A 26,794-nucleotide genomic window follows, 5' to 3' on the forward strand; every position below is an offset into this window, starting at 1 on the left:
CGATCTCGTTGATCGCGATCGAGATGCCGAGCCCGACGCCGACGTTCGTGCCGCTGGAGCTCACCGAGATGTTCAGGCCGACGGAACCGGCCAGCGCCTCGATCATGCTCGCATCGCTGGCACTGACGTTCACGTCGGTGCCGGCGGTGACGGTGGAGTGGACCACCACCGCCTCGATGCTGTTGTCGACCACGTTGCCCGACCCGGAGCCGGCACCGGCCAGGGCCAGCGCGCCGTTGCTGCCGCCGTTCGCCACGGCGCCAGCGATACCGAGGGACAGCGCGTGGATGTCGGAGGTGGACAGCGCGGACACGGTCACGGCGCCGCCTGCCGTGAGGGTCGTGTCCTCGATCGCGGCCCGCGTCGTGGTCGCGATGTCGTTGGTCGCGGCCGCCGCGCCCGCTGCGATGCCGTTGACGGCATCCGTGCCGCCGGTGACGACCGTGATCGCCGCCGACGCGGCGTCGGCCGTGATCGAGTTGTGGTCGGTGGCGGACACCGTCACGTCGCCCGCGACCGTGAGCGTGCTCGGGTCGATCGCGGCCTCGATGACCGCGTCGATGTCGTTGCCGGAACCGGAGCCGGCGCCGCCGAAAGCGGTGCCGCCGGAGGAGGACACGTCGAAGGCGCCCGCCAGCGTCAGCGCGCTGATCTCCTGCGCGCTCACCGCCGTGAGCGACACGCTGCCGGCATCCACGGTGCTTTCGGTGACCTTGGCCCGCACCACGGCGTCCACGGCGTTGATCGAGATCGCCAGGCCCACGGCCACGGGCGTGCCGCCGTCGGAGGTGGAGATGGCGATCGCCGCGCCGCCCGCGTCCACGTTCAGCACGGTGTCGTCGCCGGCCGCCAGCACCAGCGCGCCGCCGGCGAGCACGTCGCCGCCGGTGCGGATCTCGGCGAGGGTCGAGTTGTCGACCGTGTTGCCGGAGCCGCTGCCGGCCCCGGTGAAGTCGGTGTTCTTGCTGCCGCCCGAATTGCTTTCGGCGCCGGTGTCGAGGACGCCGGCCACGCCGATCGCGAGCGAGTCGATGGTGCCGTGGGTCTGGGCGGACAGCGTCACGTCGCCCGCGGCCTGGATCGTGTTGCCGCCGCGTGCCAGCGCCTCGACGTCGTTCTCGACGATCGCCACGGTGATGGCGCCGCCGATGGCCGTCTCGGTGGCGATCGCCAGGCCGCCCGCCACGGACTGGATGTCGGTGGTGTCGGCGGCGCGCACCAGCACGCCCTGCGCGGCGTTGGCGCCGGTGTTGTCGGCATTGATGCTGGTGCCCTGCCCCACGTGGGCCAGGGTGTCGCCGCGGCTCACGTCGACCGTCACGGACAGGCCCACGCCCGCCTTGTCGTCCTCGATGGTGCCGCCGGCACCGATCGCCAGCAGGAAATGGTCCTCGAAGGAGCTCGCGGTGACCGCGAAGCCGCGCACGGATTCCGTGCCCTGGCTGCCGTTGGCGGCGTGCAGGCCGTCGCGCACGTCGACCGCCTTGTTGCCCAGCGCGGTGACGGAGGCGTCGTCGCCGACGAAGGCGCTCGTGTGGTCCAGGTCCACCAGGATCGCCACGGAAGCGCCGTAGCCGTCGTTGGCGAGGGACACGCCCGCGCTGCCGGCCGCGAGGTCGACGCTCGTCGTGCTATCCGCACCGATGGCGACGCTGCCCTGCGCATCGATGTCGACGCTGCCCGCCGCCGGCGTACTTGCCTGCGGGTCGCGGCCCGCGTAGGCGCGCGTGTCCGTGTCGAGCCAGTGGACGATCAGGCCGCCGGCACCGGCCGGCGCGTCCTTGTCCTCGTCGCCGCCGCCGCCGAGGGCCAGCCCGATATTGACGCTCAGCGCGAAAATGTCCTCGTCGCTGTCCGCATCCACCACGACGTTGCCGCCGGCCGTGACGTGCGTGGGCGTTCCCGCATCCTCCGACGCGGCGATGAAGGCTTCGGTGTCCTTCAGGACCACGCTGACGTCCAGGCTGACGCCGACGGCCTTGCCTTCCTTGCTGCCCGCCAGCGCGCCGACGACGTCGGTGATCGTGGTCTTGTCGGTGGCGCGGACTTCGACGTCGTCGCCCGCCGTGACATTGGCACCGGCGCCGATCGATGCATGCGTCTCGCCCTGCACGATGTTGACGGCCGCCGAGCCCGCGGCGGACCAGCCGGCGGCGTTGCCTTCGCCGCTGCTGCTCGCGCCGATCGCGGCGCCGATCACCAGGTTGGAGATCTCGATGTCCGGTTCGTCGATCAGCGGGATGTCCGGGATGTCGATGGGAGCCGCGGCCGTCACGGCATCCGCCACCACCTTGACGTCGCCCGAGGCCGTCACGTCGGCACCCGCGCCGATCGACGCATGGGTGTCCATCTCGACCCAGTTGAAGCCGATGGCCAGGCCGATGCTCTTGTCGTTGCTGCCGCTGTTGCCCATCGTGAGGGCGCCGCCGCCCGCGATGTTCTGCACGCCGACGTGGCGGCGCGCCGTGAGGTCGACGTCGCCGCTGGACGCGGTCACGCTGGCGCCGTCGCCGATCGAGGCGCGCGTATGGGCGACCACGATGTTGACGCCGGCCGCGCCTGCGGCGGAGGTCTTGCTCTCGCCGGAGCCACCGCCTCCACCTCCGCCTCCACCACCGCCCCCGGCCTGTTCTTCCTGCGCGGCGCCGCCGCCGGCCAGCGCGATCGTCTGCACGTTGCTCTGCTGCCCCGCGGTGGTGCCCGCCTCGACCTGCACCGCGCCGGCGCTGATCACGACGTTCTCGCCGATCTCGGCGATGTCGGTCATGTTCACGTAGTTCACGGCCACGGCGGCGCCGACGCCGGTCTTGGCGTCCTTGGCGTACGCGAGGCCCGTGGCCAGCGTGGACACGTCGGTGTCGCTCGTCGCCGCCACGCGGACGGTGCCGCTCGCGTCGATGGACACGCCGTCGGCGATGCTGGCCTTCGTTTCGGGCTGCACCACGGCGGCGCCGAGGGCGCCCGCGACGCGCACCGTGCCGCCCTTCTGCTGGGTGCTGGCGTTCTGGGCCGAACCGCCCTGCTCGCCGGGATTGCCGGTCTGGGTCTCCGCGGTCGTGTTCGCGGTGTCGGCCTGCTCGCCCGCCTTGGGCGCCTCGAGGTTGCCGCCGGATTTCTTCTTCGCCGTGTCGGTCTTGGCCGTGCTTTCCTGGTCGGCCGTCTTGCCGCCCTCGCCTTCCTTGCGGCCCCCCTCGGCGCTGCCGCTCACGGAGGTGGCAACGGCCGTCGAGGACGCCGCGGCGAGCGTCACGTCGTCCGCTTCGGCCGCGCCGCCCGATACGTCGCGCGCCAGCACGACATCCGGGTCGTCGACGATCCAGCCCAGTCCGATGGCGATGCCCACGCCGGTGGCCGCGCCCTTGGTGTCGGCATCCGCCTCGGTGCGGACGTTCTCCGAACCCGTGGCCGTGATGGACAGGTCGCCATCCACTTCGAACGCGCCGACGGTGACGTCGGTCGTGTCGTCCTCGCCCGCGATCGTCGTGCGGGTGTTGTTCAGCGCGACGTTCAGCGCCACTGCGCCCGCATACGCGCCGCCGTCTCGCGCCGCCTGCCCGCCGGCCTTCGCCTGCGCTGCCATCGCATACGCCGCGTTGCTGGTGAACTGCACGTCGTCGGCACCCGCGATGCCGGCGCTCTCGGCCATGGTGACGAGCGTGTCGGTGGCCGACACGTTGACCGCGAACGAGAGTCCCAGGCCCAGCGCCTTGCCGGAGGCGGGCTCCGCCTTCGGCGTGGCGCCCGCGAAGTTGTAGGTGGACTGGTCGGCCCGCACCACGATCGCACCGATGGCGGTGTCGACATCCGAACCGTCGCGCGACGTGAGGACCGCGCCGTCGCCCAGCCGGGCCTCCACCGTGCCGGTGGCAAGGTTCCCGGCCAACGAACCCGCCACGCCGTATTTGCCCGCGCCCGCCCCCGAGACGGCCATCGCGCCGCCGCCGTGCACGCTTTCCTTGAGCTTGCCGGCCGTCCCGCCGCCGATGTCGATCTCCACGGCCTTGCCCGCGAGTGCATCCTCGCGCGAGGCCGCCAGCTGGAAGGTGCCACCGGTGCCGGGCGGCGCGGTGATCACGAAGTAGGTCGTGCCGCTGGTGAGCTTCTTGCTGCCGGTGCCGATGTCCGGGTTGCCGTCGTTGTCGTACACCACGGCGTCGCCGGTGACCCAGGCGACGTCGTCGGACAGCTTCAACTCGACCCGCTTCTTGTCGGGGTCGAAGGTGATGTCGTTGTCGCTGCCCGCGCGGTCGATCTTGTGCGAGTCGCCGGCGCCCTGGTCCTTCAGGTCGATCTGCTTGCCGTCCTTCGCATCCTGCAGCGAGGCGGCCAGCTGGATCTTGCCGCCGTCCAGCTTGATGACGTAGTACTTGGTGGTGCCGCCGTCGTCGGTGAGCCCGTCGATGCTGGTGCCGCCGCCGTTGCCGTAGGTGACCTCCTCGCCGGTCGTGAGGCCGTCCGCGTCGCCGACGTAGATCGTGTCCTTGTCCACGTCCACGGTCTGCGGCTCGGACGCCGTGAGGCCCACGCTGCGTTCCAGCATGCGCGTCTCGACGACGATGCCGTCCGCCGTGACGTTCGCCCCGGAGATCTCGGCGCGCTGGTCGGCGTCCGACCAGTTCAGGGCGATCGCGGCGCCGACGGCGGTGCCGCTCTCGCTCGTGACCGCGCTGCCGTCGGCATAGGCCGCGGCATTCATGTTCGCTTCGCTGCGCACGGTGACCGTGCCCTGCACGACCAGCGTGACGTCGCCGCCCAGGGCGGCGGAGGTGCTGGCCTGCGCCATGTCGAGGGCGAAGGCCCCGGCCACCGCGATGGCGCCGTTCTTCTCCTGGCCCTGGTCGCTCGTCTCGCCCTTGTTCAGATCGGTTTCGGACGTCGGCCTCTTGACCTCGATCTCGCTCGGCGGATCCTGCTCGGTCACGCTGGCCGGTTTGCTGTAGACCACGGACAGCTCGACGCGCCGGTTGGGGCCGTTCTCGTCGTCGGGCCCGGTCGGCACCTCGAGGTCGGATTCGCCGAACCACACCACGCGCAGCTGCCTGCGGTCGACGCCCAGTTCGTTCACCAGGTAGTTCGCCGTGATCTTGGCGCGCCGCTCGGACAGGCCGAGGTTGTGTTCCGGCGTGAACTTGCTGCTGGTGTGGCCGGCGACCGTGCCGAACGCGTCGCGGTGCTCGTTGAGGATCGCCGCGAAGGCTTCCAGTTCGGCGATGTTGGCCGGATCCCATTCGAGGTCGGCGTAGGCCGGCCCGTCGATGTCGTCGCCCGCGAGCGGCTGGTCGACGTCGAACTGGATGTTCTGCGCGAAGTCCTCGGAATCGGGCCCGTGGATCTGGATCTCGACGCGGCGGTTCTTGACCTCGCTCGCGGTGGTCTTGATCGCGAGATTGGTCTCGCCGTACCAGAGCATCCGGATCTGCGAGTCCAGCACGCCCTTGCCCTTGAGGTAGTCGACGACCGTCTGCGCCCGGTCCCTCGCGAGCTTCAGGTTGTCGAGGTAGTCGTCCACCGCATCGGTGAAGCCGGACACCGTGACGCGCGCGCCTTCGGTGCCCGAAGACTGGTGCTGCACCAGGTAGGCGGCATAGCGGTCGAGCATGTCCCGCTCTTCCTGCTGCAGTTCGCCGAGATCGGACTTGGCGCTCTCGAAATGCACATAGCCGGCTTCCGGCGGCGCTGGCAGTTCGCGGCGGCGCGTCGCGCCCTCCACCTTCTTCTTGTCGGTCGCTTCCCCCGTCTCCTTCTCGACCTTCTCGTCCGTGTTCTTGCTGCTGTTGTCCGTCGTGGTGTCGCGGGCGCCGGAGGCCGTGGCCTTCGCGTCGGCGCTGGCGTCGTGCATGCCCTTCGCGTTCACCAGCACGTTGCCGCCGACGGTGAGCGAGCGTTCCAGGAAGGCGCGCGTCTGTTCGTCGGTGTGGGTCACGGCGACCGAAATGCCGACGGCCGCGTCCTGCGAGTCGGCGGAACCGGCCGCGTGGCTCTCCACGTTGCCGGTGTGGTCGGCGGTGATCGACAGGTTGCCGGTGAAGCTGCCGCTGCCGGCGGACAGCGTTCCCAGGCGCGCGACGGTGTAGGTGTCCACCAGGGCCACGGCGACGACGGGTGCGAACACCGCATCGCCTTCGACGCCGGCCTGCGACGTCGCGTCGACGTCGAGGTTCGATTTCGCCAGCAGGGTGACGTCCTTCGCGCCGTCAATGAGGGCGTCGTCCTCGACTTCGGCCGTCACTTCGTGGGTGGCGATCGCGAAGGTGACCGAGGCACCGAGGCCGAAGCTGCCTTCGGCGTTGACGGTCGGTTCGGCCCTGGCCGTGTTCCTCGAGTCTTCGGTCGCGCTGACCTTGACCTCGCCCGCGTCGGAACCGGCGTCGCTGCCGTCCGCCACGGTGATCGTGCCGCCGGTGGCGACCGCGGCCCGCGTGTCGCTGGTGGAGATGGTCAGGCCCAAGGCGCCGGCCAGCGAGACGGCGTCCTTCGAGCCGGCACCGGACTTGGCGTCCGAAGCACTGCTGTGCTTCGTGTCGCCATCGACGTCCAGCATGCCGGACTCGATGGTCACGCCGTCGGCGGCGATGGAGCCGCCGGACTGGACTTCGCTCAGCGTGATCACGTCGGTGCGCGTGATGGCGACCGCCGCGCCGGCGCCGGCCGCATCCTTGGCGACCGCCTGGCCGTCCGCCCCGGTGCTGCTGTCCTGGTTGGACAGCGCGCTGAGCGTCACCGTGCCGTTCGCGGCCGTGATCGTGCCGCCGAGGGTGGTGCTCACGCTGCTGTTGTTGACGCTGTAGCTCACCGCGGCGGCGATGGCGATCGCGCCGTCCGAGGTTTCGGCGTTCGGCGTGCCGCTGGCGGCACCCTGTCCGCCCTGGTTCTTCGCGGCCTGCTGCTGCGCGTCGCCCTGCTGGTCGACGGTCTGCCCGCTGTCGTTGTCGGAGGCACCGCTCGCGTTGGCGGTGGTTTTCGTCTCGTTCCTGCCCTGGCCCTTGGCCTTGATGCCGACGTTGCCGCCGCTGGTGATGGTGCCCAGGGCGCGGGCAGAGACCGCGTCGCCGGTGCTGGTGTAGGCGAACACGGCGCCGAGGGCCAACGTCTTGTCGGCCTCGGCGTCGCCCTTGCCCTCCGTCGTGATCTCGACCGCCTGGGTGGCCTCGGCGTCCACGTTGCCGGTGGCCTGCAGGGTGGAACCGGTGTCCAGCAGGACGCCGGTGGCGTTGTTGGAGAACGTGAGCGCGGCCACCGGCGTGGCCGCGGAACCGCCGCCGGCGCTCATGGACGCCGTCGTGTCGAGCTTGTGCGTGCCTTGCGCCAGGATCGTGGCCGTCGACGCGCCGTTCACGGCGGCACCGTTGCCGACCAGCACCTGCGTGCCGTTGTCGACGACGTTGAGCGCGAAGGAGGCGCCGAGGCCCAGGCTCTCGCCGCTGACGGCGTCTTCCTGCGGCTTGGCTTCGACGCTGCTGCGCGTGTCGCTGGTGGCGGTCAGCGTCAGCGCGGCCCCGTTCAGGTTCAGCACCGCGCCGTTCGCCACCGAGGCCCGCACCGAGGTGGTGACCCAGTTGACGGCGAAGGCGCCGGCCGCGCCGATGCCGTCGCTGGAGCCCGCGCCCGAGATCGCCTGCGACCTGAAGGTCTCGTCGGCATCCATCACGGCGCTGACCTTCACCGCCGGCGTGGTGGCGTTCAGCGTGCCGCCGAGGCCCGCGTCGACCTGGAGATCGACGATGTTGAGCGCGGCCGCGACCGCGATGCCGGGGTCCGAGGACTCCACGTCCACCGACGCGTCGGCCAGCACGGCCACGGAGTCCTTCGATTCCGCGCCGACCTTCAGCTCGGTGGTGGCGGTCACGGTGACCGCGTTGCCGGCACCCGAGTCGACGGTGGCACTCGTCGAGCCCGCGGTGTGGCTGACCGCGATGGCCGCGGCGATGGTGAGATCGTCGTCACCGGTCTGCGCGTTGTTCTGCTGCAGCGCCTCCTCGCCTTCGGTCTGCGTGGCGGCGTCGTTGTCGTCGCGCACCCCGCCGGGCGTGCCCTTGGCCGTGGTGGTGACATTGCGCGTGGTGCTCGCGAGCACTTCGACGGTCGGCGCCGTGATCGCCGCATTGCCGGTCAGGGTGGCCGTGGTGTCCGAATCGATGAAGGTCAGCGCCAGCACGCCGCCGAAGGTGTCGGCGACGCCGCCGTCGGCCGTGTTGAGCACGGTGATCGCGTCGGTGGCCTTGAAGCTGGCGCTGTTGGTCGCGGCGATCACCGCCGCGCCGCCGACGAACATGTCGGCGCCGCTCGTGAAGCCGCCGGGCACGATCACGGGGATGCCGACGTCGACCACGTTGACATTGCTGATCGCGGCGTCGGCCGTATGCGAAGTGGCGTTGGCGCTGTCCGGCCTGGCCTCGGCCTTGATGTTGACGTCGCTCTTCGCCTCGGCGGTGAGCTTGTCGGAAACGTTGATGGTGGTGGTGCCCGCGACGTTCGCGTCGCCGATGGTGACCCGCGCATCGCCCGCGGCCCAGACGGTGAGGACCTTGATGTCGACGTTGTCGGATTCGACGCTCGCCTCGATGTCGGTATCGATCTCGGCCAGCACGTTCAGCACGGACGCATTGATCGTCGTGGCGCCCACGATGTCCACCTTGGCGGTGGAGAAGCTGGTGACGACGGTCCCCGCGACCGTGTCGAAGTAGGTGTCGCCCTTCTCCGCCTTGTCGCCGGTAGCATCCACGCGGCCACGCGCGGTGACGTTGATCGTGCCCTGCGTGGTTCCGTCGGTGGCGTTGAGCGTGGTGCCGTTCAGCGTCACGGTGCCCGTGGCGTTGGCGAGGATGCCGCGCACCAGCGGCGAGCCGGTGTTGTCCGCCGTCAGCGTGATGTTCGCCGCGGTGACGGACGTGCCGGATCCCAGGACGATCTTCGAGTCGGACTGGAGCGTGAGGTCGCCGGTCATGTTGACCGTGACGGTTCCCCCGGCGCCCGGCGCGGTGCCCGGCACGGTGCCGGTGATGTCCGAGGTGCTGTGGATCTGCACGTCGCCCGTGCCGGCGGTGCCCGTCCCGTTGCCGGACAGCACCAGCTGGTCGTCCAGCAGGGTGAGTGGGCTCGGGAGCACCACGCCGAAGATCTGGCCGAGGTCGAGGTCCTTGCCGCCATCGAAGTCGATGTCGACCGCGGTGCCCGCGAACTTGCCGTTCAACAGCGCCAGGCTGTCCATGTCGACCGTGATCCGGTCGCCGACGAAGTCGTCGAAGTCCAGGCCGCTGCCGCCGATGTCGGTCAGGCCGAGGTTGTCGCGCTTGATGTTGACGTCGAGGTCGGTCGCGTCGTCGATCAGCTCCTCGTCCACCGCGAGCTGCAGGCTGCCCGGAATGGGCAGCACGTCCGTGCCCGCCGCATAGAGCCGCCAGTACAGGTCGCTGCCGTCCTGCTCGACCCGCAAGGTGTAGCTGGTCGAGGCGATGTCCTCCACGTACGCCGCGATGCCGGCGAAGTCGGTGATCGAGGGCGGATCGTCGTAGTCGCCATAGAGCAGGTCGGCCGACAGCATCAGCCGCGGCTCCATCGCCTCCATGACGTAGCCGCCGGGTCGCCGGGTCTTCCGGCCCCGGGGGGCGGCCGGGGCCGGTCCGGGTGCCGGCGCAGGGCGTTCGGCAAAAGCAGAGCTGATCGCGTTCACGAGCCACGAACGGGCGAACGCGGTGCGGACGGTGCGAAGTGTCGACATGACACGCCCCTCGGCGGGCACGCACTGGGTGCCCGTGGCAATCCTGAGCTGGGCGGACGACTCCCGTATTCGCCCGTGCTGGTCGGCCGTTCGGGCCGAAAAGCGTGGTTTATAGGGCGTGCGTCAGGACAGGACAACGCATGCGGCGACGGAAAAACCGCACTGGTTGCCCTCTCCCACTCAGGCGATGCGGAATGCGTGGGGCGGGCAAAAGGAGCGTGCAGCGGTCCGGCGGATGACAGCTACACACACGTGGGAGCCTTACGCAACAAGCACTTACAGTGCTTCCCTCACGAAATGGCTCAGGTCACGACGAGTGGCTGATCTGTGGCGCCGAACGGACTCGGCCTTTGTATCCAGCCAGACAATTGCAGAGATATCGTTACCCACGGTTGCGTCTGGTCAACCAGAGAAGTAAGAAGGAAGAATTGGTCGGAGCGATAGGATTCGAACCTACGACCCTCTGGTCCCAAACCAGATGCGCTACCAGACTGCGCTACGCTCCGACGCGGTCCGCATTCTAAGCGCGCGGCCGGTCGGACCACCCGCACCCTTGCAGCAACCGTCCGGCGGCGTACCTTGTTGCACGGCAGCAAATCACGGCCGGCACGAAAGGCGCGTGCTACCTTGGACCGCATTACAACCGGTTGCAAGTCGCGCGCATGACCTTCCAGTTCACGATCTCCCGCAAGCTCCTGGCGCTGGGCACCCTGGCCCTCGCGTTCGTCATCGGCGTGGGCGCCACGGGCGTGCTGGCCGCCCGCCTGCTGACGACCGCCACCCAGGACATCCTGAGGGACGCGTCGGCGCTGAAACAGCAGATGACGGCCGACCAGGCCCACGACGCCATGCGCGGCGACGTCCTCTCGGCCCTGCAGGTGGGCCAGCGTGACAGCGCCGACGCCGAGAAACAGCGGCAGGCCGTGCGTGCCGACCTCGATGCGCACGGCAACCAGTTCCAGGGCGCATTGCAGCAGCTCGAGATGATGCATCTCGATGCGGACACCCGCCAGGCCCTGGAGCAACTGCGGCCGGCACTGGACGAGTACCTGGTGCACGCGACCAGCGTGGTGTCGGTCGCCTTCAACGACAAGCAGGAGGCCCTCAAGCGCATGGAGGCCTTCAATGCGTCCTTCCACAAGGTGGAGAAGGACATGGGCGAACTGGCCGAGCGGATCGCGCGCCGCTCGCAGGCGGTGCAGGCCGGGAGCGAAGCCGCCGCCCGCCGTGCGAACGTCGCCATCGTGGCGGTCGCCGCGCTCTCCGCGGCGGTGCTGCTGGCGGTGTGCCTGGCGATCAGCCGCAGCATCGTCTCGCGCCTGCGCCGCGCCGTGCAGGTGGCGGAAAGCGTGGCCATGGGCGACCTGCGCTCGCGCATCGAGGTGCGCGGCAGCGACGAGGCGGCGCAGCTGCTGGCGGCGCTGGCGCGCATGAACGACAGCCTGGTGCACCTGGTGGGCACGGTGCGCCAATCCAGCGACAGCATCGCCACGGGCAGCGGCCAGATCGCGGTGGGCAGCCAGGACCTGAGCCAGCGCACCGAGGAACAGGCGGGCAACCTGCAGCAGACCGCGGCATCCATGGAGCAGATCAGCGCCACGGTGCGCGCCAACGCCGACACGACGCGGCAGGCAAGCGACATGGCGGCCGCGGCCAGCCGGTCGGCCGAACGCAGCGGCGGCGCGGTGCAGCAGCTGGTGGAGACCATGGGCGAGATCACGCAGGCCAGCCGCCGCATCACCGACATCATCGGCGTGATCGACGGCATCGCCTTCCAGACCAACCTGCTGGCGCTGAACGCCGCGGTGGAAGCCGCGCGCGCCGGCGAACAGGGCCGCGGCTTCGCGGTGGTGGCCTCGGAGGTGCGCAACCTGGCCCAGCGCAGCGCGGGCGCGGCCAAGGAGATCAAGGCGCTGATCGACGCCAGCGTCTCCAAGGTGGGCGACGGCGAACGGCACGCCGCCCATGCCGGCGAAAGCATGGGCGAAGTTCTCGCGCGGATGCAGGACATGAGCGTGCTGATCGCCGAGATCAGCGCCGCGACGGGCGAACAGACCAAGGGCGTCACCGAAGTGAGCCAGGCCGTCACGCAGATCGACCACGTCACCCAGAGCAATGCATCCCTCGTCGAGGAATCCGCCGCCGCGGCGGAAAGCCTCAACCGCGAGGCGGCGCGGCTGGTGCAGGCGGTGTCGCTGTTCCGGCTCGACGAGCGCGGTCAGTTGCCCGCCGTGGCTTGACCCTCCGTAGGGTGGGCAAGCTCGCTTGCCCACCGTTCGCACGATCGGGCGCATGGTGGGCAAGCGGAGCTTGCCCACCCTACACGTCGACGATCAGAGCTTCACGTACTCGTACTCCACCGCTTGCGCATTGATGCCGCGGTCCGGAGGGGCGATCCACGCGGCCATCTTGCCCGGCTCGGTGACGCGCTGCATCAGGCTCTTGACGAAATCCACGTCGGCTTCGGTCGGCAGCCAGTCGTCCTTCTTCGCGTCGAACTCCGCCTGCGCGATCGGCTGGCCTTCCGGCGTGGTGGGAATGTTGGCCCACATGCCGACCTGGCGGCGGAAGCGCGTGGACGGCAGTTTCAGCTCAAAGGGCACGCCGGCGCGCTTGACGCCCAAGTTCCAGCGCGTCACGCCCACGTTGCAGTCCTTCACGTACTCCAGGCGCGTGATCTCGTTGATGCCGTTGCGCACCGAGACCTTGTCTTCCTTCACGCCGCCCTTGCCGTCCGGCACGTGGAGGGTCATCTCGGTGCCGGCTTCCACGTGGTCGGCGAACTTGGCCTCGTCCGGCCGGCCCTTGATGCCGTTGGCGAAGTAGTTGGCGGCGTTGGAGGACGCCTCGGAGCCGAACAGGTCCAGCGAGCTCGTGAACCAGAAGTTCATGAACTTCTGGAGGGTGGGCAGGTCGACGGCGCCGGCCTCGCGCACCTTCTTCCAGTCGTCGGTGTCCAGTTCCTTCATCACCTCCAGCGTGCGCTTGATCACGCGGCCGACGCCCGTCTCGCCCACGAACATGTGGTGCGCTTCCTCGGTCAGCATGAAGCGCGTGGTGCGCGCCAGCGGGTCGAAGGCCGATTCGGCGAACGACTTCAGCTGGAACTTGCCGTCGCGGTCGGTGAAGTAGGTGAACATGAAGAAGGACAGCCAGTTGTCCATGGGCTCGTTGAAGGTGCCCAGGATGCGCGGCTTGTCGGCGTCGCCGCTGTGGCGCATCAGCAGTTCTTCCGCCTCCTCGCGGCCGTCGCGGCCGAAGTGCGCGTGCAGCAGGTAGACCATGGCCCACAGGTGGCGGCCCTCTTCCACGTTGACCTGGAACAAATTGCGCAGGTCGTAGAGCGAAGGCGCGGTGTGGCCCAGGAGGCGCTGCTGTTCGACGGACGCCGGTTCGGTGTCGCCCTGCGTCACGATCAGGCGGCGGAAAGTGGAGCGGTACTCGCCGGGCACGTCCTGCCAGACGTCCTCGCCCATGTGGTCGCCGAAGCCGATCTTGCGGCCCTCTTCCCGGTCCGCCAGGAAGATGCCCCAGCGGTAGTCGGGCATCGGCGTGTAGCCGTACTGCGCCCAGCCCTGCGCGTCCACGCCGATGGCGGTGCGCAGGTACACCTCCTTGGCCTTGAAGTCGCTCGGGCCCATCTCGTCCCACCAGTTCAGGAAGGCGGGCTGCCAGTGTTCCAGCGCGCGCTGCAGCTGGCGGTTGTCGGCCAGGCTGACGTTGTTGGGGATCTTGGCCTGCAGGTCGATGGTGCTCATGTCTCTTTGCTCCGTTCCCGTCATCCCCGCGCAGGCGGGGATCCAGGGCATTCAAAAGGGCGGAAGCCCTGGGTTCCCGCCTCCGCGGGAATGACGAACCTCAAACGCGCTTCCAGTCGAATTTCGCCTTCTTGCCGGTGCCGAACAGCTTGAGGGCCCCCTCCTCGCCCACGGCGTTGGGACGGATGAAGATCCAGTTCTGCCACGCGGACAGGCGCCCGAACACGCGCGTCTCCATCGTCTCCCTGCCCGGAAAGCGCAGCGAGGCTTCCATGCCGGTGAGCGCATCGGGCGACAGCGAAGCGCGCTCCTCCAGCATGAGGCGGATCTCGTCGTCCCAGTCGATGTCGTCGGGCGTGAGCGTCACGAGGCCCAGCTCCAGCGCCTGGTCGGCGCGCAGCGGGCTGTCCTGCAGGTCGTGCAGCTGCCGCACCGTGGACGCATCCTCGTTGAAGCGGGTCTGCAGGCGCGTGAGGCCGTTCACTTCCGGATAGCGGCCGAAGTTGGCCTCGTTCAGGCGCAGCGCCGGCGCGGCGTCGGGCGCATCGGGCAGGTCCAGCATGTAGATGCGGTCGCAGGCGAGCGCCAGTTCGTACAGCGTGCCGGCGAAGGCGGAGCCCTCGTCCACCAGGGCGATCAGCGAACGGCTGGTGACGTCCAGGCGGGCCAGCGTGCGGCGCAGGGCGCCGAGGGTCTCGCGCACCAGCCAGTGCGACTTCAGCTTCTCCAGCGTCGCGTCGGCCAGCATCACGAGGTTGGCGTCGCCGCGGGTCTTGATCACCCAGGTGCCGATCTCCAGCTCGTTGGTGCGCAGGTTCAGGATCGCGTCGTCCAGCTCGCGGGCGAGCTGCAGCGGCCACCACTTCACGCCGGCCGCGACGATCGCTTCGGGCGTGGACTCGACGTGCGCCTTCGGCGCCTGCACGGTCAGCGTGGCGATGCGCGCGGCGCGGTCGACCTGCACGTCCACCACGTCGTAGTGGTAGCCCTGCTCGTCGATCTTCGCCTGCACCGGCGTGAGGGCGATGCCCTGCTCCGGGCCGCTGCGGCCGGACTGCGCACGCAGCGCCGCGACCTCGTGGTCCACCAGCGCGCCGAAGGCCTGCGGCTTGGCGTGGCCGTCGATCAGCTTCCAGTCCCTGGCGCGGTCGGCCCGCACGCCTTCGCTGGTGGTGCAGAAGATGTCGGCGAGATCGCGACGGACCTTGCGCTTGTCGGTCACGCGCGTCAGGCCGCCGGTGCCGGGCAGCACGCCCAGCAGCGGCACCTCGGGCAGGCTCACAGTGGAGGAGCGGTCGTCGACCATCACGATGCGGTCGCAAGCCAGCGCCAGTTCATAGCCGCCGCCGGCACAGGCGCCGGTCACCGCCGCGATCGATTTCAGGCCCTCGTTGCGCGAGGCGTCTTCCAGGCCGTTGCGCGTCTCGTTGGTGAACTTGCAGAAGTTCACCTTCCAGGCGTGGGTGGACAGGCCCAGCATGTAGATGTTGGCGCCGGAGCACCAGATGCGGTCCTTGCCGCTTTCGAACACCACCACCTTCACCGCCGGATGCTCGAAGCGGATGCGGTTGAGCGCGTCATGCAGCTCGATGTCCACGCCCAGGTCGTAGCTGTTCAACTTGAGCTTGTAGCCGGGCTTGATGCCGCCGTCCTCGTCGATGTCCAGCTTCAGGCGCGCGACGTCGCCTTCGACGGAAAGCTTCCAGTGGCGGTAGCGCGAGGGATGGGTCGCGAAGCTCACGAGCTCGCGCTCTTCGCCGGCCAGCACCTGCTTGAACAGCAGGGGTTCGGTCATCGCATTCATCGGGTCTCCAGGGTCGTGGGCTGCGGGGCGGGCACGGCCCGCTCCAGGTCTCTGAGGGATTGCTTGACCGTGCGCGCGGAGGTGTCAACCACCGCATCGGCATGGGCATACAGGGATTCACGGCTCGCGAGAATGCGGCGGATGTCCTCCAGCGCCTCGCCCATGGCGTTCTCGCCGTGCGCCGCGGTGAAGGGCCGCATGTCGCCCTGGGCGACCACGCGGCTCATGTGCTCCTCGGGGCTGGCCTTCACCCACACGCAATGGAAGTGGCTTTGCAGGAGGTCGAAGGTCTCGCGCTCGCTCACGATGCTGCCGCCGGTGGTCATCACCACGCCGTCGGCGTGCTCTTCGGCGATGCGCAGCAGCGCGCGGCGTTCGTAGCGGCGATAGCCGGCCTGCCCGTGCAGCAGCAGGATCTCGTTCATGCTGGTGCCGGCCTCGCGCTCGATCTCGCGATCCAGTTCGATGAAGGGAATCCCGCGCTGGGCGGCGAGTTGCGCACCCAGCGTGGTCTTGCCGGCGCCGCGCAGGCCGACCAGGGCGATGCGCTGCTCGCGGCCCTGCGCATCGGCGAGGCCGAAGGTCGCGGCGAGAAGGGAATGCGCCTGGTCCAGCTGCGCATCCTCGAGCCGCGACACGAGGCCATGGATGCGCGCGAGCGCCGGACGCGGCGCGTCCTGCAGCAGGTCGAGGATGGTGATGTTCAGCGCGCGCGCCGCGGCTTCGAGCGAATTGATCGAGACGTTGCCCTTGCCGCTTTCGACGTCGGCCAGGAAACGCTCGGACAGGCCGGAGTCCGCGGCCAGTTGCTTGCGCGTCATGCCGCGCCGTGCGCGCCAGGCGCGGACCCGCCCTCCCAGCTCGGCGAGGGTGGCGCGGTTGTCGGTGTCGCTCATGAGCTGCATGGTGGGCGGTGCTTCTGCGGAAACCTTGCGCTGGATCAAGATTGCAGTATACTTCCTGAACTCGCAACGTCAAGCAGTTTACTGCAGGTGAACGGAAACCGCATGAAGCTCAGGATCCTCGTCGGCACCATGACCAGCACGGCCGACTACGTCGCCCAGGCCATCCAGATGGACTGCGCCGATCTCGTGGACGAGATCGAGGTCGTGCTGATGGACGGCCAGGACATCGGCGTGTTCGACGAGGATGCGCTATATCTCATCTGCTCGTCCACCTACGGCTCCGGCGACGTCCCCGACAACGCCCGCGCGCTGTACGACTCGCTGGACCTCCAACCGAAGTTCCTTGGCCACGTCCGCTACGGCGTGATCGCGCTGGGCGACCGCACTTACGCGCAGACTTTCTGCTTCGGCGGCAAGAAATTCGACGAGCGCCTGCAGGGCCTCGGCGCCCAGCGCATCGGCGAGGTGTGGTGCCACGATGCGAGCGCCGGCACGATGCCGGAAGAACTGGGCACGGCCTGGTGCCGCGAGTGGCTGGAGAAGGAAGCGATTCCGGCGCTGCAGAAGGTCACCGCATAACCTGTCGTCCCGGCCTCCGAGCCGGGACCCATGGATCCCGGGTCAAGCCCGGGATGACAACTCCGGGGGACGCGCCCGGGACGACAAAGATCAAGGGGCACGAGGAGACAACAGATGCACCTGAGCCACGCCGACCACTCCACCACGCCGCCGCACGTGGACATCCCGCGCGACTACAACGCGGCCCACGACCTCCTGCAGCGCAACGCCACGCGCTTCGACAAGGTTGCCTACATCGACACGGCGAGCGGCCAGACCCTCACCTACGGGCAGCTGGCCGAACAATCGCGGCGCTTCGCCTCCGCCTTGCGCAAGAAGGGCTTCGCGCCCGAGACGCGGGTGATGCTGGTGATGCTCGACACGCTCGAGTGGCCCGTCGTGTTCCTCGGCTGCATCCTGGCCGGCGTGGTGCCGATCGCGGCCAACACGCTGCTCACCACCAGGGATTTCGAGTTCATGCTGCGCGATTCGCGCGCGCAGGCCCTGTGCGTCTCGAAGCCGCTGCTGCCCGCCTTCGAAACGCTGGTGGGCAAGGTCTCGACGCTGAAGCAGGTGATCGTGGCCGGCGACACGGGCGAACACTCCGTGGCGCATCTCGTCGCCTTCGGCAGCGACGGCAACGAAGTCGCCGGCACCTCCAGCGACGACGCCTGCTTCTGGCTGTACTCCAGCGGCTCCACCGGCACGCCCAAGGGCACGGTGCACCTGCACAGCCACCTGATCCAGACGGCCGAACTCTATGGCCGCGCCGTGCTGGGCATCCGCGAGAACGACCTCGTGTTCTCCGCCGCCAAGCTGTTCTTCGCCTACGGTCTCGGCAACGCCCTCACCTTCCCCATGAGCGTGGGCGCGACCACGCTGCTGCTGCCGTCGCGGCCGACGCCGGCCGACGTGTTCCGCGTCTTGAAGGAATTCAAGCCGACGATCTTCTACGGCGTGCCGACGCTCTATGCGGCGCTGCTCGCCGACGCGGGCCGCCCGAAGAAGCAGGAGCTGAAGCTTCGCGTGTGCACCAGCGCCGGCGAGGCGCTGCCGGCGGAGATCGGCCAGCGCTGGACCGCGGAGTACGGCTGCGAAATCCTGGACGGCATCGGCTCGACCGAGATGCTGCACATCTTCCTGTCCAACCGGCCGGGCAAGGTGCGCTACGGCACCACCGGCCAGGCGGTGCCCGGCTACGAGCTGCGCATCGTCGGCGACGACGGCCGCGAGTGCGGCCCCGGCGAGATCGGCGAGCTGCAGATCAACGGCCCGAGCGCCGCGATCATGTACTGGAACAGCCGCGCGAAGACCAAGGCGACCTTCGCCGGCGACTGGACGCGCAGCGGCGACAAGTACACGCGCGACGCCGACGGCTACTACACCTACGGCGGCCGCAGCGACGACATGCTCAAGGTCGGCGGCATCTACGTCTCGCCCTTCGAGGTGGAAGCCTGCCTGATGACGCATGCCAGCGTGCTCGAGGCCGCGGTGATCGGCGTCGCCGACCAGGACGGCCTCGTCAAGCCCAAGGCTTACGTCGTGCTGAAGACCGGACAGCAGGCGTCGGCGGAAGACCTGCAGGCGCACGTGAAGACGCGGCTCGCGCCCTACAAGTACCCGCGCTGGATCGCCTTCGTGCCGGAGTTGCCGAAAACGGCGACGGGCAAGATCCAGCGCTTCAAGTTGCGGGCGGCACAATCCTGAGGGAAAGCCATGTGGCGAGCGCCCGCCACGTGCAAGCACAATCCGACGATCAGAAAAACCCGCCCGAGCCTCCGTGCCCCGGCGACCCAAAGAAGGAGCCTCCATGACCACTCGCCGCCTCGTTCTCTCCCGCGGTGCCGCCTTCGTCGGCGCGGCATCCACCGGGCTGCTGCTGCCGGAGATCGTGCGCGCCCAGTCCAACAAGATCCGCGTGGGCTTCATGCTGCCCTACACGGGCACCTTCGCGCAGCTGGGCGTGGCCATCGAGAACGGCGTGCGCATGGCGATCGCCGAGAAGGGCGGCAAGCTCGGGGGCCGCGAGATCGAGTGGTTCAAGGTCGACGACGAGTCGGAGCCGTCCAAGGGCGTCGAGAACGCCAACCGCCTGGTCCAGCGTGACAAGGTCGACGTGCTGATCGGAACGGTGCACTCGGGCGTGCAGATGGGCATCCAGCGCGTGGCGCGCGAATCCGGCGTGCTGAACCTGATCCCGAACGCGGGCGTGCATGCGGCGACGCGCGCGCTGTGCGCCCCCAACGTGTTCCGCACCTCGTTCACCAACAGCCAGCCGACGCTCGCGCTCGGCAAGCCGATGATGGACAAGGGCCTCAAGCGCACCGTCTGGATCACCTGGAAGTACGCGGCGGGCGACGAGGCCTTCGAGGGTTTCAAGGACAGCTACACCAAGGCCGGCGGCACCATCGTCAAGGAACTGGGCCTGCCCTTCCCCAACGTCGAATTCCAGGCGCTGCTCACCGAGATCGCCTCGCTGCGGCCCGACGCCGTGGCCTGCTTCTTCGCCGGCGGCGGCGCGGCCAAGTTCATCCGCGACTACGCGGCGGCCGGCCTCAAGGACAAGATCCCGCTGTGGGGATCGGGCTTCCTCACCGAGGGCGTGCTCGAAGCGGCCGGTCCCGCCGCCGAGGGCATCATGACCACGATGCACTATGCGGACTCGCTGGACACGCCGCGCAACAAGCAGTTCCGCACTGCCTACGCCAGCGGCTTCAAGATGCAGCCGGACGTGTATGCCGTGCAGGGCTACGACACCGGCCTGCTGCTGGCGCAGGGCCTGGCCGCCGTGAAGGGCGACATCGGCAACAAGCAGGCGCTGTACAAGGCCCTGGAAACCCAGACGATCGACAGCCCGCGCGGCAAGTGGAGCATGAGCAAGGCCCACAATCCGATCCAGGACATCTACCTGCGCCGCGTCGAGAACAAGGACAACAAGGTGATCGGCATCGCCGCCAAGGCGCTGGCGGATTCCGGCGCGGGCTGCAAGCTGGCCTAAGGGCCACGGGCGCCACCCTTTGTCATGCCGGGCCTGACCCGGCATCCACGTTTGCACGCAGCAATGGATCCCGGGTCAAGCCCGGGATGACAATCCCCGTTCCATGGATTTCGCCAACTTCCTGATCCAGCTGCTGAACAGCGTGCAGTACGGACTGTTGCTGTTCATGCTGGCCGCCGGCCTGACCCTGATCTTCGGGATCATGGGCGTGGTCAACCTCGCGCACGGCAGCTTCTACATGCTGGGGGCCTACCTCGCCTGGTCGCTGGCCGCGAAGACCGGCAACCTCCTGCTCGCCATCGTGCTCGGCACCGCCATCGCGGTCCTCTTCGGGCTGGTGCTGGAACGCATCCTGTTCCGCCACTTCTACCACCGCGACCACCTGGACCAGGTGCTCCTCACGTTCGGCCTGATCTACATCTTCGAGGAGATGCGCTCCATCCTGTGGGGCGACGAAGTGCACGGCGTGCAGGTGCCGGACCTGCTCTCGGCCTCGATCCCGCTCACCGACACGCTGTCCTATCCCGTGTACCGGCTGTTCATGTCGGGCCTGTGCGTCCTGCTCGCCATCGGCCTCTACCTCCTGATCTCCAGGACGCGCCTGGGCATGAAGATCCGCGCCGGCGCCTTCAACCACCAGATGACCGAGGCGCTGGGCGTCAACGTCAAGCTCATTCACGCCATCGTGTTCGCGCTGGGCGTGGGCCTTGCGAGCGTCGCCGGCATGATCGCCTCGCCGATCTCCAGCGTGTACCCCAACATGGGCTCGCAGGTGCTGATAATGTGCTTCGTGGTGGTGGTGATCGGCGGCATCGGCTCGGTGCGCGGCGCGCTGATCTCCGCGCTGCTGGTCGGCCTGGTCGACACCTTCGGCAAGGTGCTGCTGCCGCACGTCGCGGGCATGCTGGTGTACATGCTGATGGCGATCGTGCTGCTGTGGAAGCCGGAAGGGCTGTTCAAGGCATGAGCGCGCCGAAAGCAAACTTAGAGAGGCTGCCACTCGGGCTGCAGGTGGGGCTGGCCCTCGCCGTCGTGGCGCTCGCCGCCTTCCCCTTCATGGCGACCGATTTCTACACGCAGATGGTCGCGCGCATGATGATCCTGGCGATCTTCGCCATGAGCCTCGACCTGCTGCAGGGCGTGACGGGCCTCGTCTCGCTGGGTCATGCCGCGTTCTTCGGCATCGCCGGCTACGCCCTCGCCTTCCTCACGCCGCCGGACACGCCGGTGAGCCTGTGGTGGACCCTGCCGGCGGCGATGGCCGCCTCCGCGCTCGCCGCCCTGGTGATCGGCTTCCTCGTGGTGCGCACCCACGGCATCTACTTCATCATGGTGACGATGGCGTTCGCCCAGATGCTGTTCTACCTGTTCTTCGACAACAAGGCGCTGGGCGGCTCCGACGGCGTGTACATCAACTTCAAGCCGGCGGCGGTGCTGTTCGACCTGGAGGACAAGCGCGTCTTCTACTTCTTCACCCTGGCCGTGCTGCTGCTGGTGTACTTCTTCCTGCGCCGGCTCCTCTTCAGCCCGTTCGGCCGCGCGCTGGCGGGCATCCGCGTCAACGAGCACCGCATGCGCGCGATGGGCTTCGGCACCTTCGGCTACAAGCTCGCCGCCTTCACGCTCGCCGGCGCGCTGGCCGGCCTGGCGGGTTACCTGTGGGGCGCGCAGACCGGCTTCATCAATCCCGAGCTGATGGGATTCCACATGAGCGCGCACGCGATCATGATGGTGATCCTGGGCGGCATGGGCAACTTCGCCGGCGCCATCCTCGGCGCCTTCGCCTTCGAGTTCCTGCTGCACGAATTCAAGGACCTGCCCACCATCGGCACGTTCAATGCGGGCAAGCACTGGATGCTGTGGATGGGCCTGTTCATCGTGTTCGTGGTGGCTTTCGCGCCGCGCGGGCTGCTGGGACTCCTGGACCGCGTGATGCGTCGCAAGGACAAGCACCTTGGCTGAAGCCCTGCTCTCCGCGCGCCAGCTCACCAAGCGCTTCGGCGGCCTTGCTGCCGTCAACGACGTGACGCTCGACCTCTGGCGCGAGCGCATCCACGCGGTGATCGGGCCCAACGGCGCCGGCAAATCCACGCTCACCAACCTGCTGTCCGGCGACATCGTGCCCACCGGGGGCAGCGTGACGCTCGCCGGCCGCGACGTCACCGGCTGGAGCCCGGAGCGCATCTCGCGCACCGGTCTCGGCCGCAGCTACCAGAAGACCAACATCTTCCTGCCCTTCACGGTGTGGGAGAACATCCGGCTCGCCGCGCAGTCGCGCACCCCGCATCCGGCGCGCTGGCTCGGACTCGCAGCGAATGTGCGCGCCGCCAACGAACGCGCGGAGCGCGCGCTGGAGCTCGCCGGACTGCAGTCACGACGCCACGCCATCGCCGGTGCCGCGAGCCACGGCGAACAGCGCCAGCTGGAGATCGCGATGACGCTCGCAACCGATCCCCAGGTGCTGCTGCTCGACGAACCGCTCGCCGGCATGGGCACGGCCGAAGCGGAACGCATGGTCGCACTGCTGCTGCGCCTGAAGAAGGAGCACGCGATGATGCTGGTGGAGCACGACATGGATGCCGTGTTCGCGCTGGCCGACCACCTCACGGTGATGGTGAACGGCCAGGTGATCGCCAGCGGGACGCCGGCGCAGGTGCGCGCCGACGCCAACGTGCAGTCGGCGTACCTGGGAGAAGAGCATGCCTGAGCGTCTCGTCAGCGCGCGCGGGCTGCACACGTATTACGGCGCGAGCCACATCCTGCGCGGCGTCGACTTCCACGTCGATCGCGGCGAGACCATCGGCCTCATGGGCCGCAACGGCATGGGCAAGAGCACCCTGCTCAAGACGCTGATGGCGATCGTGCGGCCGCGCGAAGGCATCGTCGAGATCAAGGGCCGCGACATGGCCGGCCGCGCCGCCTACGAAGTCGCGCAGCTCGGCGTGGCCTACGTGCCGGAAGGCCGCGGCATCTTCGGCAACCTGAGCGTCCGGGAGAACCTCGTCATGGCCGCGCGCGCCGGAACCTCCGGGCAGCGCGACTGGACGTACGATCGCGTGCTCGACACCTTCCCGCGCCTGAAGGAACGCCTCGGCCACGGCGGCCAGCAACTCTCCGGCGGGGAGCAGCAGATGCTCACCATCGGCCGCGCGCTGATGACCAATCCCGACGTGCTCATCCTCGACGAAGCCACGGAAGGACTCGCGCCCCTGATCGCGCGCGAGATCTGGCGCATCTGCGGCGTGATCCGCGCGAGCGGCGTCTCCAGCGTCATCGTCGACAAGGCCTGGAAGCACGTGACGCAGGTGACCGACCGCAACGTCATCCTCGTCAAGGGCGAAATCGTGTTCCAGGGAAGCTCTGCGGAACTGCAGTCGCAGCCCCGTTTGCTCGAGCAATACCTCGGCGTCTGAGCCTCCGCTCGGCGTCTGACGCAACCGATCTCGGCGTCGGTGCAACGCGTACGCGCGACTGACCGCGCTTGTCCTGTGCGCGTGTAGGTTCCGACCTACGACGCTTGCTCTGCGCTTCCTTCAAGCGCGGCGAACGCGCTCTCCCAGAATGGCCCGCTCAGAACGACGAAGGCCATGAAGCCCCATTTGCCCGAAGAGGAGAGCAGCTCTCCAGTGAGCACGCGCACGGAGGCCCCCACGCAGCGCCACGCGAGCCACCACCACCGACAGTTCGAAGTGATGGGTGCCCATCCGACCGAGCGGGGCACCTGGTTCACCGTCTGGGCACCGAATGCCCGCAACGCGGGCGTGATCGGCGCCTTCAACGGCTGGCACTGCGAGCCCCTGCATCGCATCGACGACGGCAGCGGCCGCTGGAGCGGCTTCATCGAGAACGCCCGGCCCGGCCAGTGCTACAAGTTCCGGCTGCAGGACGCGCACGGCCACTGGATGGACAAGGCGGATCCCTACGCCTTCCGCATGGAGCATCCGCCGGGCACCGCCTCCCAGATCTGGGACCTGTCGTACGAGTGGCACGACGAGGAGTGGATGCGCACGCGGCGGCACCGCCAGTCGCACGACTGCCCGATCTCCATCTATGAAGTGCACCTCGGGTCCTGGCAGCGCGAGGAAGACGGCCGGTTCCTGAACTACCGCGAACTGGCGCAGCGACTCGCGGTGCACTGCCACAACATGGGCTTCACGCACGTGGAGCTGATGCCGATCTGCGAGCATCCGTTCTACGGCTCCTGGGGCTACCAGACCACCGGCTATTTCGCGGCGAGCTCGCGCTACGGCACGCCTCAGGACCTGATGGCCTTCGTCGACACGCTGCACCAGCAGGGCATCGGCGTGTTCCTCGACTGGGTGCCTTCGCACTTCCCGTCCGACCCGCACGCGCTCGCGCGCTTCGACGGCACGGCGCTGTACGAGCACGAGGACCCGCGCCTGGGCTTCCACCCCGAGTGGAACAGCCTGATCTTCAACTACGGCCGCTACGAGGTCCGCGACTTCCTGATCAGCAACGCGATCTTCTGGCTGGAGAAGTACCACTTCGACGGCCTGCGCGTGGACGCCGTCGCCTCGATGCTGTACCTGGACTACGGCCGCCGCCACGGCGAATGGATCCCCAACGCGCACGGCGGCAACCAGAACCACGAGGCGGTGGGCTTCCTGCAGGACCTGAACAAGGCGGTCTACGCGCGCTTCTCCGACGTGCACATGATCGCGGAGGAATCCACCGCCTGGCCCGCGGTGTCGCGCCCGGTGCACTGGGGCGGCCTCGGCTTCGGCATGAAGTGGAACATGGGCTGGATGAACGACACGCTGCGCTATTCCTCGCGGCCGCACTTTTACCGGCACTGGCACGGCGACGACATCCGCTTCTCCGCCGTCTACGCTTTCCACGAGAACTTCGTCCTGCCGCTGTCGCACGACGAAGTCGTCTACGGCAAGGGCAGCCTGCTCGGACGCCAGCCCGGTGACGAGTGGCAGCGCTTCGCGGGCCTGCGCAACCTGTTCGGCCTGATGTGGACGCACCCGGGCAAGAAGCTGCTGTTCATGGGCGGCGAGTTCGGGCAACTGGAGGAATGGCACCACGAGCGCACGCTCGACTGGTATCTCTGGGCGCGCCCTGACCACGCGGGTGTCGCGCGCTGGCTCGCCGACCTCAATGGCTTCTATCGTTCCACGCCGGCTCTGTACGTCCACGATTTCGACAGCGAGGGCTTCAGCTGGCTGCCCTGCGAGCGGCACGAGCCCACGATCCTCAGCTTCCTGCGTCGCGGCCGTTCCGGCGACGCGCAGGTGGTCGCCATCGTCAACATGACGCCGGAGCCACGCACCGCGCTGCGGGTGGCGATGCCCGAGACGGGCGCCTGGCACGAACTCCTCAACAGCGACGCTGCCTTCTACGGCGGCAGCGGCATCGGCAATCTCGGGCGCGTGCAGGCCACCGCCCATCCAGTGGGCGGCTGGCCGGCCAGCGCCCTCGTCACGGTGCCGCCGCTCGGCACCGTGATCCTCTGCAACCGCCCCATCGCATCGACAGACAGCAACGAGGAAGTACCCCATGCCCGCCAATAGAAACGTCCTGGCCTTCGTGATGGCCGGAGGCGAAGGTTCGCGCCTGCACCCGCTGACCGCCAACCGCTGCAAGCCGGCGGTGCCGTTCAACGGCAAGCACCGCATCGTCGACTTCGTGCTCTCCAACCTGGTGAATTCGGAGATCTACTCGACCTACCTGCTCGTGCAGTACAAGTCGCAGTCGCTGATCGAGCACGTGCGGCAGTCCTGGACGATGGCGCGCTTCATCCCGCAGCACTTCATCACGGTGGTGCCGCCGCAGATGCGGCACGGCCCGGCGTGGTTCCAGGGCACGGCCGACGCCGTGTACCAGAACATCCACCTGATCGAGAGCATGCAGCCGGACATCGTGGCCGTGTTCGGGGCCGACCACATCTACCGCATGGACATCCGGCAGATGATCGACGTCCACATCAGGTCGAACGCCCATGCGAGCGTGGCGACCATCCCGGTGGACGTGCGCGAGTGCGACCAGTTCGGCATCGTGGAGATCGACGACAACCACCGCATCACGGACTTCAAGGAAAAGCCCAAGTCCGCCAAGCCGATGCCCGGGAGCCGCACGCATGCCCTGGCCTCCATGGGCAACTACATCTTCAACGCGGAGGTCCTGCTGCGCCAGTTGAAGCGCATGCACGAGAGCGGCGAGACCGACTTCGGCAAGCACATCCTGCCGTCCATGGTGAAGACGCACAAGCTGGTCGCCTACGACTTCGCCACCAACACCATCGAAGGCACCGAGCCCTACGAGGAGCACGCCTACTGGCGCGACGTCGGCACCATCGACGCGTACTTCCAGGCGCACTTCGACACGCTCGGCGCCCAGCCCAAGTTCCGCATGACCAACCGCCACTGGCCGATCTACGCCAGCCCGGACCAGGCGGAATCGGCGCAGATCGAGAACGGCGTGATCAACCGCTCGGTGGTCGGCTCCGGCAGCATCGTCGACGGCGCCACGCTGGACCACGCCATGTTGCGCCGCTCGGTGCTGGTGGAGCGCGGCGCGCGCCTGGAGCACTGCATCGTGATGGAGCGCTCGCGCATCGGCCGCGGCGCACAGGTGCGGCGCGCGATCGTCGACCAGGACAACGACATCCCGGCCGACGCGCGCATCGGCTTCGACCTGGAGCAGGACCGCAAGCGTTTCCACGTCACGCCCTCGGGCATCGTGGTCGTGCCGGCCGGCACCTTCCCGGCGCGCCGCATGGCGTGGTCGCCGTCCGCCGCCTCGATGAGCGAGCTCGCGATCGGCCAGGCGGCCCCGGGGATGGAAGTGGCTGCATGACGGCGCAAGCCGTCAGCAGGACCTCCGCGCACCGCGTCAGCAGCCCCCCGGCCGACGCCGGACCACCGGCCACGTGCCTTCAAGGCAGCCCGTGGCCCCTCGGAGCCACGCTTCGGGACGGCGGCGTCAACTTCGCCGTCTTCGCCAGTTCCGCCGAGCGGGTGGAGATCTGCCTGTTCGATGCGGAAGGCCTGGGCGAAGAGCGGCGCATCGCCCTGTCCGGCTGCACGG

Annotated in this window: 15 protein-coding genes and 1 tRNA gene; 11 read left to right on the plus strand and 5 right to left on the minus strand. The window is 68.7% G+C overall.

What is annotated here, in order from left to right:
* The coding region (locus tag VF522_RS19905) for an OmpA family protein (protein WP_330910052.1) at nucleotides 1–9,565 on the minus strand (9,565 nt) is incomplete at its 3' end.
* 582 nt (nucleotides 9,566–10,147) lie between these two features.
* Nucleotides 10,148–10,224: transfer RNA gene (locus VF522_RS19910), tRNA-Pro, on the minus strand.
* A 156-nt stretch (nucleotides 10,225–10,380) separates the two neighbouring features.
* Here VF522_RS19910 and VF522_RS19915 point away from each other — a divergent pair.
* Nucleotides 10,381–11,958 carry a methyl-accepting chemotaxis protein gene (locus VF522_RS19915; RefSeq protein WP_330910053.1) on the plus strand — a complete coding sequence of 526 codons (1,578 nt, stop codon included), beginning with the start codon at nucleotides 10,381–10,383 and terminating at the stop codon, nucleotides 11,956–11,958.
* 93 nt (nucleotides 11,959–12,051) lie between these two features.
* Here VF522_RS19915 and boxB read toward each other — a convergent pair whose 3' ends face one another.
* From boxB to VF522_RS19930, 3 genes are all read right to left on the minus strand, one after another.
* Nucleotides 12,052–13,476 (minus strand): benzoyl-CoA 2,3-epoxidase subunit BoxB, encoded by a 1,425-nt coding sequence (gene boxB / locus VF522_RS19920; RefSeq protein WP_330910054.1) that lies wholly within the window; start codon nucleotides 13,474–13,476, stop codon nucleotides 12,052–12,054.
* A gap of 100 nt (nucleotides 13,477–13,576) precedes the next feature.
* The gene (gene boxC, locus VF522_RS19925) at nucleotides 13,577–15,271 is read right to left on the minus strand and encodes a 2,3-epoxybenzoyl-CoA dihydrolase (protein ID WP_330910055.1); all 1,695 of its coding nucleotides are present in this window, start codon (nucleotides 15,269–15,271) and stop codon (nucleotides 13,577–13,579) included.
* A gap of 5 nt (nucleotides 15,272–15,276) precedes the next feature.
* The gene (locus VF522_RS19930; protein ID WP_330910056.1) at nucleotides 15,277–16,176 is read right to left on the minus strand and encodes a helix-turn-helix transcriptional regulator; all 900 of its coding nucleotides are present in this window, start codon (nucleotides 16,174–16,176) and stop codon (nucleotides 15,277–15,279) included.
* 111 nt (nucleotides 16,177–16,287) lie between these two features.
* On the opposite strand from VF522_RS19930, the gene VF522_RS19935 reads away from it, so the two are divergent.
* The 10 genes from VF522_RS19935 to VF522_RS19980 form a co-directional block, all read left to right on the plus strand.
* Nucleotides 16,288–16,764, plus strand: a complete 477-nt coding sequence (locus tag VF522_RS19935; RefSeq protein ID WP_330910058.1) for a flavodoxin domain-containing protein — start codon at nucleotides 16,288–16,290, stop codon at nucleotides 16,762–16,764.
* A gap of 114 nt (nucleotides 16,765–16,878) precedes the next feature.
* Nucleotides 16,879–18,450 carry a benzoate-CoA ligase family protein gene (locus tag VF522_RS19940; protein WP_330910059.1) on the plus strand — a complete coding sequence of 524 codons (1,572 nt, stop codon included), beginning with the start codon at nucleotides 16,879–16,881 and terminating at the stop codon, nucleotides 18,448–18,450.
* A gap of 103 nt (nucleotides 18,451–18,553) precedes the next feature.
* Nucleotides 18,554–19,741: an ABC transporter substrate-binding protein gene (locus tag VF522_RS19945; RefSeq protein ID WP_330910060.1), complete on the plus strand. Its 1,188-nt coding sequence runs from the start codon at nucleotides 18,554–18,556 to the stop codon at nucleotides 19,739–19,741.
* 103 nt (nucleotides 19,742–19,844) lie between these two features.
* Nucleotides 19,845–20,708, plus strand: coding sequence for a branched-chain amino acid ABC transporter permease (locus VF522_RS19950; protein ID WP_330910061.1), 864 nt, complete (start codon nucleotides 19,845–19,847; stop codon nucleotides 20,706–20,708).
* Complete coding sequence (locus tag VF522_RS19955) at nucleotides 20,705–21,703, plus strand: branched-chain amino acid ABC transporter permease (RefSeq protein ID WP_330910062.1); 999 nt, start codon at nucleotides 20,705–20,707, stop codon at nucleotides 21,701–21,703. Before VF522_RS19950 ends, VF522_RS19955 begins: the two co-directional genes overlap by 4 nt.
* Nucleotides 21,696–22,448: an ABC transporter ATP-binding protein gene (locus VF522_RS19960; protein ID WP_330910063.1), complete on the plus strand. Its 753-nt coding sequence runs from the start codon at nucleotides 21,696–21,698 to the stop codon at nucleotides 22,446–22,448. The genes VF522_RS19955 and VF522_RS19960 overlap by 8 nt, the downstream gene beginning before the upstream one ends.
* Nucleotides 22,441–23,154: an ABC transporter ATP-binding protein gene (locus tag VF522_RS19965; RefSeq protein ID WP_330910064.1), complete on the plus strand. Its 714-nt coding sequence runs from the start codon at nucleotides 22,441–22,443 to the stop codon at nucleotides 23,152–23,154. Before VF522_RS19960 ends, VF522_RS19965 begins: the two co-directional genes overlap by 8 nt.
* A gap of 213 nt (nucleotides 23,155–23,367) precedes the next feature.
* Nucleotides 23,368–25,278 carry a 1,4-alpha-glucan branching protein GlgB gene (glgB, locus tag VF522_RS19970; protein ID WP_330910065.1) on the plus strand — a complete coding sequence of 637 codons (1,911 nt, stop codon included), beginning with the start codon at nucleotides 23,368–23,370 and terminating at the stop codon, nucleotides 25,276–25,278.
* Nucleotides 25,265–26,563, plus strand: a complete 1,299-nt coding sequence (locus VF522_RS19975; RefSeq protein ID WP_330910066.1) for a glucose-1-phosphate adenylyltransferase — start codon at nucleotides 25,265–25,267, stop codon at nucleotides 26,561–26,563. The genes glgB and VF522_RS19975 overlap by 14 nt, the downstream gene beginning before the upstream one ends.
* Nucleotides 26,560–26,794 (plus strand): hypothetical protein (locus VF522_RS19980; RefSeq protein WP_330910067.1); only part of this gene is annotated, 235 nt, incomplete at its 3' end. The genes VF522_RS19975 and VF522_RS19980, both read left to right, overlap by 4 nt.

Origin of the sequence: Ramlibacter sp., from assembly GCF_036383835.1 — a bacterium.
Lineage (GTDB): Bacteria > Pseudomonadota > Gammaproteobacteria > Burkholderiales > Burkholderiaceae_C > Ramlibacter.

Excerpts from the sequence above, each read along its gene's own strand:
- VF522_RS19915 (WP_330910053.1), top strand. The coding sequence starts at position 10,381 with ATGACCTTCCAGTTCACGATCTCCCGCAAGCTCCTGGCGCTGGGCACC.
- boxB (WP_330910054.1), bottom strand. The coding sequence starts at position 13,476 with ATGAGCACCATCGACCTGCAGGCCAAGATCCCCAACAACGTCAGCCTG.
- boxC (WP_330910055.1), bottom strand. The coding sequence starts at position 15,271 with ATGACCGAACCCCTGCTGTTCAAGCAGGTGCTGGCCGGCGAAGAGCGC.
- VF522_RS19930 (WP_330910056.1), bottom strand. The coding sequence starts at position 16,176 with ATGAGCGACACCGACAACCGCGCCACCCTCGCCGAGCTGGGAGGGCGG.
- VF522_RS19935 (WP_330910058.1), top strand. The coding sequence starts at position 16,288 with ATGAAGCTCAGGATCCTCGTCGGCACCATGACCAGCACGGCCGACTAC.
- VF522_RS19940 (WP_330910059.1), top strand. The coding sequence starts at position 16,879 with ATGCACCTGAGCCACGCCGACCACTCCACCACGCCGCCGCACGTGGAC.
- VF522_RS19945 (WP_330910060.1), top strand. The coding sequence starts at position 18,554 with ATGACCACTCGCCGCCTCGTTCTCTCCCGCGGTGCCGCCTTCGTCGGC.
- VF522_RS19950 (WP_330910061.1), top strand. The coding sequence starts at position 19,845 with ATGGATTTCGCCAACTTCCTGATCCAGCTGCTGAACAGCGTGCAGTAC.
- VF522_RS19955 (WP_330910062.1), top strand. The coding sequence starts at position 20,705 with ATGAGCGCGCCGAAAGCAAACTTAGAGAGGCTGCCACTCGGGCTGCAG.
- VF522_RS19965 (WP_330910064.1), top strand. The coding sequence starts at position 22,441 with ATGCCTGAGCGTCTCGTCAGCGCGCGCGGGCTGCACACGTATTACGGC.
- VF522_RS19975 (WP_330910066.1), top strand. The coding sequence starts at position 25,265 with ATGCCCGCCAATAGAAACGTCCTGGCCTTCGTGATGGCCGGAGGCGAA.